Below are 15,448 nucleotides of genomic sequence, written 5' to 3'. Positions count from 1 at the left end.
ACTACAACTGGGGTCCGACTTTCGACTGCAACACAACATCATGTGTTGGAGCGTGTCGGCCGCCTAGTGCGCAACCGGATCGCAGAACCGTCCGAAATTCGCGCGAATCGCCGAACTCAGCGCACACTAGGCGGCGTTGCGCCGCGTGTCGCGCTTCCCGCCGAGGAACCGGTACTCGGAGGCGTCGAATCGGCGGGTCGCCAGCCAGTACTGCCACGTCATCCCGCTCCACAGCGTCCGGTTCACGCCGTGCTCGTCGAGATACCAGCTCTGGCAACCTCCGGTGCTCCACACCGTGCCCGCCAGCTCGCGCTGCAACTCGTCGTTGTAGCGGTCCTGCGCCTCGCGGGTCGGCGCCAGCGCCTCGGCCCCCTGCTTGTCGACCGCGGCGATCGCCTGGGCGGCGTAGCGGATCTGGGACTCGATCATGAACACCACCGAGTTGTGGCCGAGCGCCGTGTTCGGTCCGAGCAGGAAGAACAGGTTCGGCATATCGGCGACGGTGATGCCGCGCAGCGCCGCGATGCCCTCGCGGTTCCACCGGTCCACCAGGTCCTCGCCCTTCGGGCCCTTGATGTGGACGTAGGTGTAGGAGTCGGTGACGTGGAACCCGGTCGCGAATACGACGACGTCTGCTTCTCTTTCAATCTGACGACCGTGCTCGTCGGCGGTGACGATCCCGGTCGGGGTGAACCGCGCGATCCGGTCGGTGACCACCTCGGCCTTCGGGTTCGCGATCCCCTTGTAGTAGGTGTCGGAGTTCAGGATGCGCTTGCAGCCGGCGCGGTAGTCCGGGGTGAGCTTGCGCCGCAGCTCGGCGTCCTTGATCGACCGGTGGATGTTCCACTTGCCCAGCAGCTCACCGATTTTCAGCAGGCGGGGCTGGCGCGTCATCGCGAAGCCGACGCCTTCGTGGATCCAGTAGATGCCCGCGCGCATCAGCGCCCGCGTGCCCGGCACGGTGGTGAACACGTTGCGCATCCACTCCGGGATCGGATTGTTGGGCCGCGGCATCACCCACGCCGGCGTGCGCTGGTAGAGCTGCAGCGCGGCGACGTCATCGACGATCTCCGGCACGATCTGGATCGCGCTGGCGCCGGTGCCGATCACCGCGACCTTCTTGCCGGTCAGGTCGACGCTGTGGTCCCACTCCGCGGAATGGAATGCGGCGCCGCGAAATTCGTCGAGCCCGTCGAACTCGGGGACGAGCGGGATGTGCAGGCCGCCCGCACCCGAGATGACGAACTGCGCGACGAACTCGCGGCCATCCTTGGTGAAGACGTGCCAGCGGCTCTCGTCGTCGTCCCAGTGCGCGCGGTCGACGTGAGAGCCGAAGCGGATATAGCGCCGCAGCCCGTACTTCGCCGTGACGCCCAGCAAATAGTCCTGGATCTCCGGCTGGAACGACCACATGTGCGTCCAGTCGGCCTTCGGCTCGAACGAGAACGAGTACATGTGCGACGGGATGTCGCAGGCACAACCCGGATAGGTGTTGTCGCGCCAGGTGCCGCCGATCTCGTCCGCCTTCTCCAGGATCAGGAAGTCGACGTTTTGTCGCTGCAGCGCGATCGCCATGCCCAGGCCCGAGAAGCCCGTGCCGATGATGAGCGCACGGATGTGCACGGGTTGTTGGGCAGCGGTGTCTGCCGTCTGCTCGGCAACGGTCATGACCGGGGTCTCCCCTAACTTCGTTGCGGCCCCATCCTGGGAACGCCGGTACCGGGTACCTGAGCCCAGTCTCCGGAACGGAGGGGAAGGTGTCAACGCGCCGTCAGGCGACGGGCTGCTGCTTGCGCACCGCGGTGTGGATCGGCTTGTCGGCGTCGATCTGGATGCCGAGCAGCTCGGCGGTGCCGTTGATGGCGCCCACCATGATCGTCGTCATGTGCGCGATGAATTGGTCGGCGGGCATCCGGCGGGGACTGTCGTCGCCCCCCAGCCACCAGTCGGTGGCCGACGCGGCGGTCCCGAAGATCGCGTACGCCGCCAGTTCGAACGCCGCAGGTTCCGACGCCAGGTCCTCGAGCTGCGTGCTGATCATGTCGGCAACGGCCAGGGTGATCTCGCTGCCCTTGTTGACGGCCGTCATCGCTGCCGCCGACTGGTCGGCGAAGCGGCCCTGTAGCAGGAACCGCACCACGTTGGGATGCTGCTCGACGAGTTCGACGTAGTGCTCCACGCCTCGGCCGACGATCTGGCGCGCGGAGTCGTTCTCCACGTCGATCGACGGAATGATCGCCGCCCACAACATGTCCCGCATCCGCTGGCCGATCTCGGCGAACATGTCGGACTTGTCGGTGAAGTGACGGTAGATCTTGGGTTTGGCGGTGCCGGCCTCCTCGGCGATCTCCCGCACGCTGACGTTGGGCCCGAGCCGGTCGATCGCACGGAAGGCGGCGTCGACGATCTCGGCGCGCACCTTCTTACGGTGCTCGCGCCAGCGCTCGCTGCGGGCGTCCACCTTGACGCCCGCCTCGCCACCCGAGCGTGGCCTGGACCCTCGTCGCACCCGGATCACTCTACCGCTGGGACACTTCTGACCTGCTCAGACCATGCCGTGGCGCGTCCCGCAGGGCAACGGCCAGCAACTCCGTCCGGGAGGAAACGCGGTCGCGGCCCGGGTAGGATCGCTGCGACATCGCCAATTGACGAGACGAGTTTCATGACGCAGCGATACGACCTGGTCATCGCGGGTGGCGGGCCTTCCGGCTCGGCCGCGGCGTGGCAGGCCGCCCAGACTGGCGCCAAGGTAGTTGTCCTGGACAAGGCCGAATTCCCACGGGCCAAGCCCTGCGGCGACGGGCTCACCGCCCGCGCCGTGAGCTATCTGCAGAAGATGGGCCTGGCCGACGAGGTCGCCACGTACCACCGGGTGAACCGCGTGACGGTCTTCAGCCCGAGCGAGTGGGAGCTGTCGTTTCCCAAGCGCCCCGGCATGCCCGACCACGGTCACACAGTCAGCCGCGAGCACCTCGACACCGTCCTGCTCAAGCACGCCGAGTCCGCGGGGGCCGAGGTGCGCCAGGGCGCCGAGGTGAGCGGGCCGATCCTCGAGAACGGCCGCGTGGTCGGCGTGACACTCAAGAGCGGCGAGAAGGTCTTCGGCGACGCGGTCATCGCCGCCGACGGGGCCTACTCGCCGATCAAGCGCGCGCTGAAGATCGACTCGGAGTACAACGGCTACTCCGCGATCGCGATCCGCTCGGAGATGCCCGCCAACCGGCCGGACTCCGACAGCCTGGACATCTACCTCAAGCTCGTCTTCCAGGGCGACCAGCTGCCCGGCTACGGGTGGGTGTTCCCGATGGGCAACGGCATGTTCAACATCGGGCTGGGCTACGTCAACAGCTACAAGAACTGGCAGTCCATCAACGCCACGCAGTTCCTCGGCGACTTCCTGCGCACGCTGCCGCCGGACTGGGAGCTGCCGCCCATCGAGGAGCTCAAGAAGAACCGCAGCGTGCGGGCCTGGCGACTGCCGATGGGCTTCACCGCGTGGCCGCCGTGGCGACCGGGTGTGTTGTTCACCGGCGACTCGCTGGGCGCGGGTAAGCCGGCGTCGGGCGCGGGGATCTCCAAGGCGCTGGAATCCGGTCTCGCCGCGGGCGAGTGCGCGATCGCCGCGCTGCAGAACGGCGGACCCGACGACTTCACCAACTACGCGCAGCGGATGGAAGCGGCGTGGGGCCGGGAGTACAAGCGCGGCCGCTACTTCCACAAGCTGCTCGGCTACCCGCGCGTCGCCAACGCCGGCATCAAGCTGATCGACAACGCCGCGTTCCGCGATCGCATGCTCAAGGCGCTGTACAAGAAGGCTCAGGGCCCGCAGCACACGATCAAGAAGTAGGCCTAAGATCCGGCGACAACCGTCAACAGCACCGCGGAGTCTTCGAGGGCTGAAAGGCTGTGCCGTTCGTTCGGTATTGGCAGGTAATCGCCCCTGACGCCCTCGACGGCGCCGCTCGCCGCACTCAGCCGGACCCGGCCTCGCAATACCAGAAGTGTTGCCTCGCCGGGGCTTTCGTGCTCGTCGAGCCCGTGCCCGGCGGTCAGCGCCAGCACGGCCTGACGCAGCGCGCTGCCGCGGCCGCCGCACACCGTGTGCGCAGCGCGACCGGAAGTGCCTGCCTTGGCAGCGGCGAGCTGTTCGTCAATCACCGTCGACAACGACAGCGCGGTTGAAGCAGTCACGGGTGTTCCCTTCTGGTCCCCCGGTCACCGGCCGGGACGTAGTACGAGCGCGATCTCGCACGCGCCACCTCGGGGGTCGGGCGCCACCGAGACCTGGTATCGGGCTCCGATCGCGTCGGCTCTTGGATAAGGCAAGCCTTACCTTGTGCCGTGGACCCTAGGCCCCGAATGGTCGATGCCGAGTCCGGCTCAATGCACGTGGCCAAACGTCTCGCGTTCGACATCGCGGCGGGCCGAGTGGCCAGTTGTCCGACACGTGGGCGTCTTTCGCGGCGATAACGGGCCACTCGCCCCCTAATCCCCTACAGCCGACGATGCCGCCTTCCCCGGACCAGCCGGGACAAATGACGGCGCCGACCCCGTTTTCGCGACGACGTCCAGCGGACAGGCTTACCGCCATGAACACCTTCCTGACCGCCACCGCCATGGCGGTGGGCCTGAGCGTCGGACTCGCCGCGACCGCCGACGCGGCGCCGGTGAGCGACGACTTCTGGGAGTGCGCGGCCGAGCACTCCGATGACATCGGCGTGTGCTGCGTCTTCTACGGCGGCGACTACGACGAGCGCACCGGCGAATGCTGGATAGACCACGAGGCGATGCCAGAGGAGGCCGATCCCGGCCCCGGCGTTCCGCCCAAGCACCCGGTCCTGACGCGGGTGGATCGCTTACCCGTCTACGGGGTGCGCTGACGGCCTGACTGCCGAGTGTGGACTTTCTACACGGTCATTCCCGCATCCGCGTGTATCAAGTCCACACTCGTCGTCGAAGTCCTACAGCATGCAGGACACGCAGCCCTCGACCTCGGTGCCCTCCAGCGCCATCTGGCGCAGCCGGATGTAGTACAGCGTCTTGATTCCCTTGCGCCAGGCGTAGATCTGCGCCTTGTTGACGTCACGCGTGGTGGCGGTGTCCTTGAAGAACAGCGTCAGGCTCAACCCCTGATCGACGTGCTGTGTCGCCGCGGCGTAGGTGTCGATTACCTTCTCGTAGCCGATCTCGTAGGCGTCCTGGAAGTACTCCAGGTTGTCGTTGGTCATGTAGGGCGCCGGGTAGTAGACCCGGCCGATCTTGCCCTCCTTGCGGATCTCGATCCGCGAGGCGATCGGGTGGATCGAGCTGGTCGAGTGGTTGATGTAGCTGATCGAGCCCGTCGGCGGCACCGCTTGCAGGTTCTGGTTGTAGATGCCGTGCGCCTGCACCGACTCCTTGAGCCGCCGCCAATCGTCCTGCGTCGGAATGCGAATGTCGGCATCGACGAACAGCTGGCGAACCTTCTCGGTCTTGGGCTCCCACGCCTGCTCGGTGTACTTGTCGAAGAACTCACCGCTGGCGTACTTGGACTTCTCGAAACCCTTGAAGTGCGTGCCGCGTTCGATCGCGATCCGGTTCGACGCCCGCAGCGCGTGGTACAGCACGCTGTAGAAGTAGATGTTGGTGAAGTCGATGCCCTCTTCGGACCCGTAGTGGATCCGCTCGCGCGCCAGGTACCCGTGCAGGTTCATCTGTCCCAGCCCGATGGCGTGGGAGTCGTTGTTGCCCTGCTCGATCGACGGCACCGACCAGATGTGGGTCTGATCGCTCACCGCAGTCAACGCCCGGATCGCTACCTCGACAGTCTGCGCGAAGTCCGGCGAGTCCATCGTCTTCGCGATGTTCAGCGAGCCGAGGTTGCACGAGATGTCCTTGCCCACCTGCGCGTACGACAGGTCCTCGTTGAACACCGACGGCGTCGACACCTGCAGGATCTCCGAGCACAGGTTGCTGTGGGTGATCTTGCCCTCGATGGGGTTGGCCCGGTTCACCGTGTCCTCGTACATGATGTACGGGTAGCCCGACTCGAACTGCAGCTCGGCCAGCGTCTGGAAGAACTCGCGCGCCTTGATCTTCGTCTTGCGGATCCGCGCGTCGTCGACCATCTCGTAGTACTTCTCGGTCACCGAGATGTCGGCGAACGGCGTGCCGTACACCCGCTCGACGTCGTACGGCGAGAACAGGTACATGTCCTCGTTCTTCTTGGCCAGCTCGAAGGTGATGTCCGGGATCACCACACCCAGGCTCAGCGTCTTGATCCGGATCTTCTCGTCGGCGTTCTCACGCTTGGTGTCGAGGAACCGGTAGATGTCGGGATGGTGCGCGTGCAGGTACACCGCACCGGCGCCCTGGCGCGCCCCGAGCTGGTTGGCGTAAGAGAACGAGTCCTCGAGCAGCTTCATGATCGGGATGACGCCCGAGCTCTGGTTCTCGATGTTCTTGATCGGTGCGCCGTGCTCGCGAATGTTGCTCAGCAGCAACGCCACCCCACCGCCGCGCTTGGACAGCTGCAGTGCCGAGTTGATCGAGCGGCCGATGGACTCCATGTTGTCCTCGATGCGCAGCAGGAAGCAGGACACCGGTTCGCCGCGCTGCTTCTTGCCCGAGTTGAGGAACGTCGGCGTGGCCGGCTGGAAGCGACCGTCGATGATCTCGTCGACCAGTTTCTCGGCCAGCATCGTGTCGCCGGCGGCCAGCGTCAGCGCCACCAACACCACACGATCCTCGAAGCGCTCCAGGTAGCGCTTACCGTCGAAGGTCTTGAGCGTGTAGGAGGTGTAGTACTTGAACGCGCCGACGAACGTCGGGAAGCGGAACTTCTTCGCATACGCCCGGTCGATCAGCGTCTTGACGAAGTTGCGGGAGTACTGGTCGAGCACCTCGCGCTCGTAGTAGTTCTCCTGGATCAGGTAGTCGAGCTTCTCGTCGTAATTGTGGAAGAAGACGGTGTTCTGGTTGACGTGCTGCAGGAAGTACTGGTGCGCGGCCTCGCGGTCTTTGTCGAACTGAATCTTGCCGTCGGCGTCGTACAGATTCAGCATCGCGTTCAGGGCGTGGTAGTCCGTTTCCCCCGGCAACGCGTGCGCGTGCGAGGTCGGTACGGCTACAGGCTCTGAAGCTGTGACGGTTGGTGGCACGTCTGGTCCTTCCAGAAATCGATGAGGCCTGCGCGAACCGCGAGCACGTCGTCGGTGGTGCCCATCAGTTCGAAGCGATAGAGGAACGGGACGCCGCACTTGCGAGAGACGACGACCCCGGCATAGCCGAATTCGGCACCGAAGTTGGTGTTGCCCGCGGCGATGACGCCGCGGATCAACGACCGGTTGTGTTCGTTGTTGAGGAACGCGATGACCTGCTTGGGAACGTAGCCACCACGGTCGGGATCGGGTCCGTTGGCGTGCCCACCCCCGTAGGTGGGCAGCACCAGCACGTAGGGCTCATCGACCTCGATGCGCCCGTGCAGCGGGATTCGGGTGGCGGGCAGGCCCAGCTTCTCGACGAAGCGGTGGGTGTTCTCCGAGACGCTCGAGAAGTAGACGAGGTTGCTCTTGGACATGCCGCGGCGTTCTCCTTCCACTCCTCCGATTACCCCTTACGCCGTGGCCGCGACCGCGCCGCCGAGCGCCTTGATGCGGTCGGGCCGGAACCCGGACCAGTGCTCGCTGCCGGCCACCACGACCGGTGCCTGCAGGTAGCCGAGCGCCATGACGTAGTCACGCGCCTCGCTGTCCAGACTGATGTCGACGGTCTGGTAGTCGATGCCCTGCTTGTCCAGCGCCTTGTAGGTGGCGTTGCACTGCACGCAAGCGGGCTTGGTGTACACGGTGATCGAAGGCTGAGTCATCTGAGGTACGGCTCCTCTGCACACGGGGACTGGCAACTGCTCGGGTACTGCGTTTCGCCGAAGCTCACTACCCTTCAGCGGCCCGGAGACCCGTGAAATTCCTGCCGTCCGGTGCCCTGGTCCGGGGTGGCGGGCAACCGACACGGCCGGGTTTCGGGGCTCCGGCCGACCCTTTCGAGCGTGGAAATCCTGGGGGCCTGTCGGTGTTCGAAACACTACACCTAGTGTCCGACATTGGGTACGGATACAAGATGTTCTGAATAACATTTTTGAAATTCCCAGGTCGTAAGCATTGCGGCGGCTTCCCATCCGGCGTGTCGCACGTCACACCTGCGGGTGTGTCGCGTGCCGCCCCTACATGTAGCAGGTTCCACCGACACCCCGCCGGGTCCGCGCCGCCAACAGCAAAGCCGCCGGCCGGGTCGGACGAGACCCGGCCGGCGGCCGTCGTGCCGAGCCGGTCAGCCGATCTCGGCGACCAGCTTGCCGACGATGTCAGCGAGGTTCTGAGCGACCTCGGCGTTCTCGCGGGGGTGCCTGCCGTCGAAGGTCGTCGTCTGCACCGACAACTTCAGGTCCTCGACCACCCGCGGACCGGCGACGCCGAATGACTTGCGGGTCTCATCGTGCGCCCACACGCCGCCGTACTGCCCCAACGCCGCGCCGATGACCGCCAGCGGCTTGTCCTTCAGCGCGCTGTCGCCGAACGGCCGCGACAGCCAGTCGATCGCGTTCTTCAGCACGCCGGGAATGCTGCCGTTGTACTCGGGGGTGATGACAAGCGCGGCGTCGGCGTGGGCGGCCGCCCGGCGCAACGCCACGACCGGCTCGGCGACACCGTCGTTGTCGATGTCCTCGTTGTAGAAGGGCAACTCGCCGAGCCGGTCGAACAGCTCGAGGCGCACGCCGTCCGGGGCGCTCTCGACCGCCAGCTCCGCCAGCTGCCGATTGACCGAAGCCGCCCGCAGGCTGCCCAGCAACACCAGCACCTTGATGTCCTTACTGTCCGACATCGTTCGTGTCCTTTCGTCGTCGGTGAAGTTCCTCGCACGACTCAACCGGACCACGGTCCGAATAATTCCCTCTCCACTAAACTGCTGACATGGCCGCACCTCGTCACCTCACCGAGTTGCCGGTGACCGACCGGGCGCCACATGAGCGGGGCGACGCCGCCCGCAACCGCACGCTCCTGCTGGACGCCGCCCGACGGCTGATCGCCGAGCGCGGAACCGACGCGGTCAGCACCGACGACATCGCGGCCGCCGCCGGCGTCGGCAAGGGCACGCTGTTCCGCCGGTTCGGCAGCCGCGCCGGCCTGATGATCGTGCTGCTCGACGAGGACGAGAAGGTCGAGCAGCAGGCGTTCCTGTTCGGGCCGCCCCCGCTCGGCCCCGGCGCCCCGCCACTGGAGCGACTCCTGGCCTACGGCCGAGAACGCCTCACGTTCGTCCACAGCCACCATGCCCTGCTGTCGGACGCCAACCGCGATCCGCAGATGCGCTTCAACGCCCCGGCCACCCTGCATCACCGGCACGTTCGCGTGCTGCTGGAGGACGCCGACACCAGCGGCGATCTCGACGCGCAGGCCGCCGCCCTGCTGGGCCTCTTGGACGCCGACTACGTGCACCACCAGCTGACCGAGCGCGGCCAGACGTTGGAGTCGCTCGGCGCCGCGTGGGAATCGGTGGCGCGCAAGCTCTGCGGCGCATGACCCGCTGGGTCCTGCACGTCGACCTCGACCAGTTCCAGGCGGCGGTCGAAGTGCGCAGGCGCCCCGAACTGGCTGGACTACCGATCATCGTCGGCGGCAACGGTGATCCGACGGAGCCGCGCAAGGTCGTCACCTGCGCGTCGTACCCCGCGCGCGACTACGGGGTGCACGCGGGGATGCCGTTGCGCAGCGCGGCCCGCAGATGCCCGGACGCCACGTTCCTGCCGCTCGACACCGATGCCTACGACGAGGCCTCCGCGGAGGTGATGAGCCTGCTGCGCGACTTCGGCCATCCCGTGGAAGTGTGGGGCTGGGACGAGGCGTACGTCGGGGCCGACCTCGACGACGAGAGCCCCTTCGAGTTCGCCGAGCGAATCCGCGAGGTGATCGCCGCCGAGACGGGCCTGACCTGTTCGGTCGGCATCAGCGACAACAAGCAGCGCGCCAAGGTGGCGACCGGCTTCGGCAAGCCGCGCATGCGTGAGCGGGAAGCATCCGGTGTCTTCGCACTGACCGAGGACAACTGGATGGCGGTGATGGGTGAGCGCGAGGTCGACGCGCTGTGGGGGGTCGGCCCGAAGACGTCGAAAAGGCTTGCGGCGATGGGCATCACCACGGTCGCCGACCTCGCCGCCACCGACGCGGCACTGCTCACGTCGACGTTCGGCCCGACGACGGGGCTGTGGATCCTGCTGCTCGCCAAGGGCGGCGGCGACGCCACGGTCAGCGCCGAGCCGTGGGTACCCCGCTCCCGCAGCCATGTCATCACGTTTCCGCGCGACCTGGTCGACCGTGCCGAGATCGACTCGGCCGTAGTCGAACTCGCCAACCAGACGCTCACCGAGATCGTCGGGCAGGGTCGGGTGGTCACCCGCGTCGCCGTCACGGTGCGCACCACGACGTTCTACACCCGGACCAAGATCCGCAAGCTGCCCGCGCCGACCGTCGACGCCGGGATCGTCACCGAGACGGCGCTCGATCTGCTCGGCCAATTCGAACTCGACCGTCCCATCCGGCTTCTGGGCGTCCGACTCGAACTCGCCCCGCCGGAAGGCGGCTACTGAGCATGCTTCAGACCGTCGCCATCCGCGGATATCGCTCGCTGCGCGACGTCGTCCTACCGCTGGCCGGGCTGACCGTCGTCACAGGCGCCAACGGCACCGGCAAGTCGTCGTTGTACCGCGCGCTTCGCCTGCTGGCGGACTGCGGCCGCGGTGAGGTGATCGGTTCGCTGGCCCGGGAGGGCGGCCTGGAGTCGGTGCTGTGGGCCGGCCCCGAGCAGTTGGGTGGGGCCCGCCGCACCGGACGCGTCGAGGGCACCACGCGGACCGCCCCGGTGTCGCTCGAAATGGGTTTCGCCTCGGACGATTTCGGCTACCTGGTGGACCTCGGCCTGCCGCAGATGGCCGGACACAACTCGCTGTTCGCCCGCGACCCGGAGATCAAACGCGAGGCGATCTTCGTCGGCCCCGTCATGCGCGCCAGCTCCACCCTGGTGCGCCGCACCCGCGACTACGCCGAAGCGAGCGCGGAATCGGGCCGGGGCTTCGACAAGCTGTCGCAGTCACTTCCGGCCTACCGCAGCGTGCTCGCCGAGTACGCCCATCCCGGCGCGCACCCCGAACTCGCGGCGGTGCGGGACCGGCTGCGCGACTGGCGCTTCTACGACGGGTTCCGTGTCGACGCGGCCGCGCCGTCGCGTCAGCGCAACGTCGGCACCAGGACGCCGGTGCTCTCCGACGACGGCAGCGATCTCGCGGCCGCCATCCAGACCATCATCGAAGCCGGCTTCGACGACCTGCAGCGTGCCGTCGCCGACGCCTTCGACGGCGCCACGCTGTCGGTGGCCGCGCACGACGGGCTGTTCGACCTTCAGCTGCACCAGCCGGGCATGCTGCGCGCGCTGCGCGCCGCCGAATTATCCGACGGCACACTGCGATTCCTGCTGTGGGCGGCAGCTCTGCTGAGCCCCCGGCCGCCGTCTCTCATGGTGCTCAACGAGCCCGAGACCTCGCTGCATCCGGACCTGGTGCGACCGCTGGCCTCGTTGATCCGCACCGCCGCCGACAACACCCAGGTCGTCGTCGTCACCCATTCCACGGCCCTGCTCGCCCACCTCGAGACGGTGCCGGTCGCCAGCCACGACGACCCGCGCGGCGGCGACCACGCCGTGGAGATCCGGCTGTACAAGGACCTTGGCGAGACCCGCGTCGAGGGCTTGGGCACGCTGACCGCGCCGGCGTGGGACTGGGGCAAGCGCTAGCCTCGCGGCGGAGGCCGCAACGCTCGGGTGAACAACACGCTCACCTGCCGCATCGCAACGCTGTAGGGCCACCATGCAACCCGCTTGAACATGTAGAGCGCCCGGATGTCGGCCGACGTGTAGATCAGAAAGCGGTTGCGCCGCACGCCGGTCAAAATCTTGTCGGCGACCGTCTCGGGCGACAGGGCGTGGCTGACGAACAGGTCGACCAAGCGGCTCACTCTCGGATGGTCACGGTCCACGCCCGCGATGTCCACGGTCCGCACCAGCTGCGTTTTCACTGCGCCTGGTACCACCACCGACACACCGATCCGGTGGCGGGCCAAGTCGAACCGCAACACCTCCGACAGGCCGCGCAACCCGTACTTGCTCGCGCTGTAGGCGGCATGCCACGGCAGCGCGACGAGCCCGGCCGCCGACGACACGTTGACCAGGTGCCCGCCCCTGCCCGCCAGCACCATCGGCGGCACGAACGACTCGATGACGTGGATGGGCCCCATCAGGTTGATGTCGACCATCGAGCGCCAGTGCTGATGCGTCAGCGTCGACACCGTGCCCCATGCCGAGACCCCCGCGATGTTCATCACGACGTCCATCGCGGGATGACTGGCGTGGACGTCGGCGGCGAACGCGGCCACCGCGTCGTAGTCGGCGATATCGAGAGCCCGGTGCGCGCTGACCACTGCGCCGAGTGAGCGCGCGTCCGAGACAGTCAGTTCCAGGCCGTCGGCATCGCGGTCGGTCAGGAACAGGTCGGCGCCCTCGGCGGCCAGTTTCAACGCCGTCGCGCGGCCGATGCCGCTGGCGGCCCCGGTGAGAAGACACCGCTTGCCCGCGAAGCCGCTCTGCGCCATGGCGGTGAGGATACCTACTCGCCGCGAACCGACGATGCACCCCAGATCGCCGCCACCCACAACCGCTCGAGCACGTCGACGGCGCGCGCCGGATCCTCGCCGCGGCCGACGAAGGTGCTGTCATGGGTCAGCGTCATCGTTGTCGTCGCCGCCAGCGTGCGCACCAGCGCCGGTAGGTCCCCGGAGATCGGAGTGGCGTCGGGATCGTGGGTCAGCAGCGTGATGAGCTTCTCGATGGTGCCGTCGTAGAAGTCGTCCATCATCTCGCGGATCTGCGGATCGGTGTTGCGGGCGACCGCGCACGCCGACAGCACCGGATCGTCGTTGGCGTAGACCGCCGCGGCGCTGGCGACCATCCGCTTGGCGAACGCCTCGGGCGTCTCACCGGGTTCGCGCGGGGCGAAGTGATGGGTCAGGCTGTCGAGGAGCTCGCTGGCGTCGGCGAGGATCACCGCGAGCACCGCGTACTTCGAGTCGAAGTAGAAGTAGAAGCCCGAGCGGGCGACGCCGGCCCGCTCGCTGATCGCGCTGACCGACAGGTCAGCGAACGAGCGCTCCTGCAGCAGGCCCCGCACGGCATTGACGATGGCGTCACGCTGCCGGTCGCCGCGGCTGCGACGCGCTTGCGGGGCGGGCTGGGCGGTCATCGAGTTAGACCTTCGCACCACGCCACGCCAGAACCAAACTTGACATGCGTCAAGTGTGCCATCCAGGATGAGGACAGGAGTGACAACGGCCACAGTCTTCTTGCCCAGGAGTTTGCGAATGACGGCGACCATCAGCACCAAGGACTATCTGCTCGACCAGGCGAAGCGGCGGTTCACCCCGTCGTTCAACAACTTTCCCGGCATGGGCTACCTGGAGCGCAGGCTGCTGAACACCGAGTTCCCGCAGAAGCCGATGGCCACGCCGCCGCCGGGCAGCGACCTCAAGCCGGTCATCGGCGATGCCGGCCTGCCCGTCCTCGGCCACATGATCGAGATGTTCCGCGGCGGGCCCGACTACCTGCTGCATGTCTACCGCAAGTACGGCCCGCTGTACTACGCCGACTCCCCCGCGCTGCCTGCGGTGGCGGCGCTGGGACCCGATGCCGCGCAGGCCGTTTACTCCAACCGCAACAAGGAGTTCTCCCAGCAGGGCTGGGTGCCGGTGATCGGGCCGTTCTTCCACCGCGGCCTGATGCTGCTCGACTTCGAGGAGCACATGTTCCACCGGCGGATCATGCAGGAGGCGTTCGTCCGCACCCGCCTGGTCGGCTACCAGGAGCAGGTCGACAAGGTCGTCTCGCAGGTGATCGCCAGCGACTGGGCGCCCAACGATTCGCGGTTCCTGATGTATCCCGCCATGAAGGAACTGACGCTCGACATCGCATCGATGGTGTTCATGGGCCACGAGCCCGGCTCCGACAAGGAGCTGGTCACCAAGGTCAACAAGGCCTTCACCACCACCACGCGTGCCGGCAACGCCATCATCCGCACCGGTGTGCCGCCGTTCACCTGGTGGCGCGGACTGCAGGCCCGCAAGCTGCTCGAGGACTACTTCTCCGAGCGGGTGAAGGAGCGGCGCGGCAAGGAGGGCTCGGACCTGCTGACGGTGCTGTGCCACACCGAGGACGAGGACGGCAACAAGTTCTCCGACTCCGACATCGTCAATCACATGATCTTCCTGATGATGGCCGCGCACGACACGTCGACGTCGACGGCGACCACGATGATCTACCACCTGGCCAGGCACCCCGAGTGGCAGGAACGCTGCCGCGACGAGTCCGACCGGCTCGGTGACGGTCCGGTCGACATCGAGTCGCTCGAGAAGCTGGAGTCGCTGGACCTGGTGATGAACGAGTCGATCCGGCTCGTCACCCCCGTGCAGTGGGCGATGCGCCAGACCGTGCGCGACACCGAACTGCTGGGCTACTACCTGCCCAAGGGCACCAACGTCATCGCCTACCCCGGCATGAACCACCGCCTCGAGGAGTTCTACCCCGAGCCGATGAAGTTCGACCCGGAGCGGTTCACCGAGCCGCGCAACGAGCACAAGCAGCACCGCTACGCGTTCAGCCCCTTCGGCGGGGGCGCGCACAAGTGCATCGGCATGACGTTCGGCCAGCTCGAGGTGAAGACGATTCTGCACCGCCTGCTGCGCAAGTACCGTCTCGAGCTGCCGCACCCGGATTACACCACCGAGTGGGATTACGGCGGCATGCCGGTGCCCAAGGACGGCATGCGCATCGTGCTGCGACCGCTGCACTGACAGCGCGCTTCGCCGGCGGAACTCAGACCTCGGCCAGCAGGCGGTTGGCGCACGCGATGATCGCGCCGAGCGCCGACTGCGTGGCATCGTCGGCGAGTCCCATCGCCCATTCGGCGCGAGCGCCGTCCGAGCCGCGGATGAACGTCGCGGTCCGCTCGCCGGCACGCACCTGGTGGAAGGCGGTCATCTCGACGGCGATACCCCGGTCGTGGAGCATCGCCGTCAGCGCGGCCACCGGGCCGGTGGCGGCGGCCGACGACGTGCAGATGCGGTCGCCGATCGCGAGGGTGGCCTGATAGGTGCGGGCCTGCGGACCGAGCCGGGTCGCGGGGCGGTCGCCGTCGGCGCAGCTCCAGTTTCGCAGCCGCACCGGCCCCGAGGTGGGCGCGTACCGGGCCAGGAAGGTTTCGAACGACATCGCGTCGGCCTCCTCGCGCAGGCCGCGGACCCGGGCGTCCACGTGGGCCGCGAACGGGAGCGGCGCTGCGCTGATTGCGGATTCTGTTGCGATCGAGATCATGTGC

Annotated in this window: 16 protein-coding genes; 6 read left to right on the top strand and 10 right to left on the bottom strand. The window is 67.2% G+C overall.

What is annotated here, in order from left to right; genetic code table 11:
* Positions 1–126 precede the first annotated feature (126 nt).
* Complete coding sequence (locus ABGB19_RS02340) at positions 127–1,668, bottom strand: NAD(P)/FAD-dependent oxidoreductase (RefSeq protein WP_347683575.1); 1,542 nt, start codon at positions 1,666–1,668, stop codon at positions 127–129.
* A gap of 103 nt (positions 1,669–1,771) precedes the next feature.
* Complete coding sequence (locus ABGB19_RS02335) at positions 1,772–2,509, bottom strand: TetR/AcrR family transcriptional regulator (RefSeq protein WP_347683573.1); 738 nt, start codon at positions 2,507–2,509, stop codon at positions 1,772–1,774.
* 153 nt (positions 2,510–2,662) lie between these two features.
* Here ABGB19_RS02335 and ABGB19_RS02330 point away from each other — a divergent pair, with 153 nt between their 5' ends.
* On the top strand, positions 2,663–3,847 hold the full coding sequence (locus ABGB19_RS02330; protein ID WP_347683571.1) for an NAD(P)/FAD-dependent oxidoreductase: 1,185 nt from the start codon (positions 2,663–2,665) through the stop codon (positions 3,845–3,847).
* Between the two features lie 2 nt (positions 3,848–3,849).
* On the opposite strand, the gene ABGB19_RS02325 is transcribed toward ABGB19_RS02330, so the two are convergent.
* Positions 3,850–4,191 carry a cupin gene (locus ABGB19_RS02325; RefSeq protein WP_347683569.1) on the bottom strand — a complete coding sequence of 114 codons (342 nt, stop codon included), beginning with the start codon at positions 4,189–4,191 and terminating at the stop codon, positions 3,850–3,852.
* A gap of 398 nt (positions 4,192–4,589) precedes the next feature.
* Here ABGB19_RS02325 and ABGB19_RS02320 point away from each other — a divergent pair, with 398 nt between their 5' ends.
* Positions 4,590–4,880, top strand: coding sequence for a hypothetical protein (locus ABGB19_RS02320; protein ID WP_347683567.1), 291 nt, complete (start codon positions 4,590–4,592; stop codon positions 4,878–4,880).
* 81 nt (positions 4,881–4,961) lie between these two features.
* Here ABGB19_RS02320 and nrdE read toward each other — a convergent pair whose 3' ends face one another.
* From nrdE to ABGB19_RS02300, 4 genes are all read right to left on the bottom strand, one after another.
* Positions 4,962–7,139: a class 1b ribonucleoside-diphosphate reductase subunit alpha gene (nrdE, locus tag ABGB19_RS02315; RefSeq protein WP_347683565.1), complete on the bottom strand. Its 2,178-nt coding sequence runs from the start codon at positions 7,137–7,139 to the stop codon at positions 4,962–4,964.
* On the bottom strand, positions 7,106–7,558 hold the full coding sequence (gene nrdI, locus ABGB19_RS02310) for a class Ib ribonucleoside-diphosphate reductase assembly flavoprotein NrdI (protein ID WP_347683563.1): 453 nt from the start codon (positions 7,556–7,558) through the stop codon (positions 7,106–7,108). Before nrdI ends, nrdE begins: the two co-directional genes overlap by 34 nt.
* A 36-nt stretch (positions 7,559–7,594) precedes the next feature.
* Positions 7,595–7,846 carry a redoxin NrdH gene (locus ABGB19_RS02305; RefSeq protein WP_347683561.1) on the bottom strand — a complete coding sequence of 84 codons (252 nt, stop codon included), beginning with the start codon at positions 7,844–7,846 and terminating at the stop codon, positions 7,595–7,597.
* Positions 7,847–8,307: 461 nt separating this feature from the next.
* The gene (locus tag ABGB19_RS02300; RefSeq protein WP_347683559.1) at positions 8,308–8,859 is read right to left on the bottom strand and encodes an NADPH-dependent FMN reductase; all 552 of its coding nucleotides are present in this window, start codon (positions 8,857–8,859) and stop codon (positions 8,308–8,310) included.
* A gap of 89 nt (positions 8,860–8,948) precedes the next feature.
* Between ABGB19_RS02300 and ABGB19_RS02295 the strand changes: the two genes are divergently transcribed.
* Genes ABGB19_RS02295 through ABGB19_RS02285 form a run of 3 tightly spaced genes read left to right on the top strand, consistent with a single transcriptional unit; the run spans position 8,949 to position 11,820 of the window.
* Positions 8,949–9,557 carry a helix-turn-helix domain-containing protein gene (locus tag ABGB19_RS02295; RefSeq protein ID WP_347683557.1) on the top strand — a complete coding sequence of 203 codons (609 nt, stop codon included), beginning with the start codon at positions 8,949–8,951 and terminating at the stop codon, positions 9,555–9,557.
* Positions 9,554–10,621: a DNA polymerase IV gene (locus tag ABGB19_RS02290; protein WP_347683555.1), complete on the top strand. Its 1,068-nt coding sequence runs from the start codon at positions 9,554–9,556 to the stop codon at positions 10,619–10,621. Before ABGB19_RS02295 ends, ABGB19_RS02290 begins: the two co-directional genes overlap by 4 nt.
* Positions 10,622–10,623: 2 nt before the next feature.
* Positions 10,624–11,820, top strand: a complete 1,197-nt coding sequence (locus tag ABGB19_RS02285; protein ID WP_347683553.1) for an AAA family ATPase — start codon at positions 10,624–10,626, stop codon at positions 11,818–11,820.
* Here the strand turns inward: ABGB19_RS02285 and ABGB19_RS02280 are convergent.
* On the bottom strand, positions 11,817–12,674 hold the full coding sequence (locus ABGB19_RS02280) for an SDR family oxidoreductase (RefSeq protein ID WP_347683551.1): 858 nt from the start codon (positions 12,672–12,674) through the stop codon (positions 11,817–11,819). The genes ABGB19_RS02285 and ABGB19_RS02280 overlap by 4 nt on opposite strands.
* 14 nt (positions 12,675–12,688) lie before the next feature.
* Positions 12,689–13,321 (bottom strand): TetR/AcrR family transcriptional regulator, encoded by a 633-nt coding sequence (locus tag ABGB19_RS02275; RefSeq protein WP_347683549.1) that lies wholly within the window; start codon positions 13,319–13,321, stop codon positions 12,689–12,691.
* Between the two features lie 118 nt (positions 13,322–13,439).
* Here ABGB19_RS02275 and ABGB19_RS02270 point away from each other — a divergent pair, with 118 nt between their 5' ends.
* Positions 13,440–14,924 carry a cytochrome P450 gene (locus ABGB19_RS02270; protein ID WP_347683547.1) on the top strand — a complete coding sequence of 495 codons (1,485 nt, stop codon included), beginning with the start codon at positions 13,440–13,442 and terminating at the stop codon, positions 14,922–14,924.
* A gap of 22 nt (positions 14,925–14,946) precedes the next feature.
* On the opposite strand, the gene ABGB19_RS02265 is transcribed toward ABGB19_RS02270, so the two are convergent.
* The gene (locus ABGB19_RS02265) at positions 14,947–15,444 is read right to left on the bottom strand and encodes a homocitrate synthase (RefSeq protein ID WP_347683545.1); all 498 of its coding nucleotides are present in this window, start codon (positions 15,442–15,444) and stop codon (positions 14,947–14,949) included.
* Between the last annotated feature and the right edge of the window lie 4 nt (positions 15,445–15,448).

It is taken from the genome of Mycobacterium sp. B14F4, from assembly GCF_039871645.1.
Lineage (GTDB): Bacteria > Actinomycetota > Actinomycetes > Mycobacteriales > Mycobacteriaceae > Mycobacterium.
The sequence above is the reverse complement of the archived record's forward strand: the minus strand, read 5'-3'. Positions and strand labels throughout refer to the sequence as shown.

Bases quoted from the DNA above. Each gene is read 5' to 3' on its own strand.
- ABGB19_RS02285 (WP_347683553.1), top strand. From the start codon at position 10,624: ATGCTTCAGACCGTCGCCATCCGCGGATATCGCTCGCTGCGCGACGTC.
- ABGB19_RS02270 (WP_347683547.1), top strand. From the start codon at position 13,440: ATGACGGCGACCATCAGCACCAAGGACTATCTGCTCGACCAGGCGAAG.
- ABGB19_RS02340 (WP_347683575.1), bottom strand. From the start codon at position 1,668: ATGACCGTTGCCGAGCAGACGGCAGACACCGCTGCCCAACAACCCGTG.
- ABGB19_RS02290 (WP_347683555.1), top strand. From the start codon at position 9,554: ATGACCCGCTGGGTCCTGCACGTCGACCTCGACCAGTTCCAGGCGGCG.
- ABGB19_RS02330 (WP_347683571.1), top strand. From the start codon at position 2,663: ATGACGCAGCGATACGACCTGGTCATCGCGGGTGGCGGGCCTTCCGGC.
- nrdI (WP_347683563.1), bottom strand. From the start codon at position 7,558: ATGTCCAAGAGCAACCTCGTCTACTTCTCGAGCGTCTCGGAGAACACC.
- ABGB19_RS02295 (WP_347683557.1), top strand. From the start codon at position 8,949: ATGGCCGCACCTCGTCACCTCACCGAGTTGCCGGTGACCGACCGGGCG.
- ABGB19_RS02305 (WP_347683561.1), bottom strand. From the start codon at position 7,846: ATGACTCAGCCTTCGATCACCGTGTACACCAAGCCCGCTTGCGTGCAG.
- ABGB19_RS02280 (WP_347683551.1), bottom strand. From the start codon at position 12,674: ATGGCGCAGAGCGGCTTCGCGGGCAAGCGGTGTCTTCTCACCGGGGCC.
- ABGB19_RS02275 (WP_347683549.1), bottom strand. From the start codon at position 13,321: ATGACCGCCCAGCCCGCCCCGCAAGCGCGTCGCAGCCGCGGCGACCGG.
- ABGB19_RS02320 (WP_347683567.1), top strand. From the start codon at position 4,590: ATGAACACCTTCCTGACCGCCACCGCCATGGCGGTGGGCCTGAGCGTC.
- ABGB19_RS02300 (WP_347683559.1), bottom strand. From the start codon at position 8,859: ATGTCGGACAGTAAGGACATCAAGGTGCTGGTGTTGCTGGGCAGCCTG.
- ABGB19_RS02265 (WP_347683545.1), bottom strand. From the start codon at position 15,444: ATGATCTCGATCGCAACAGAATCCGCAATCAGCGCAGCGCCGCTCCCG.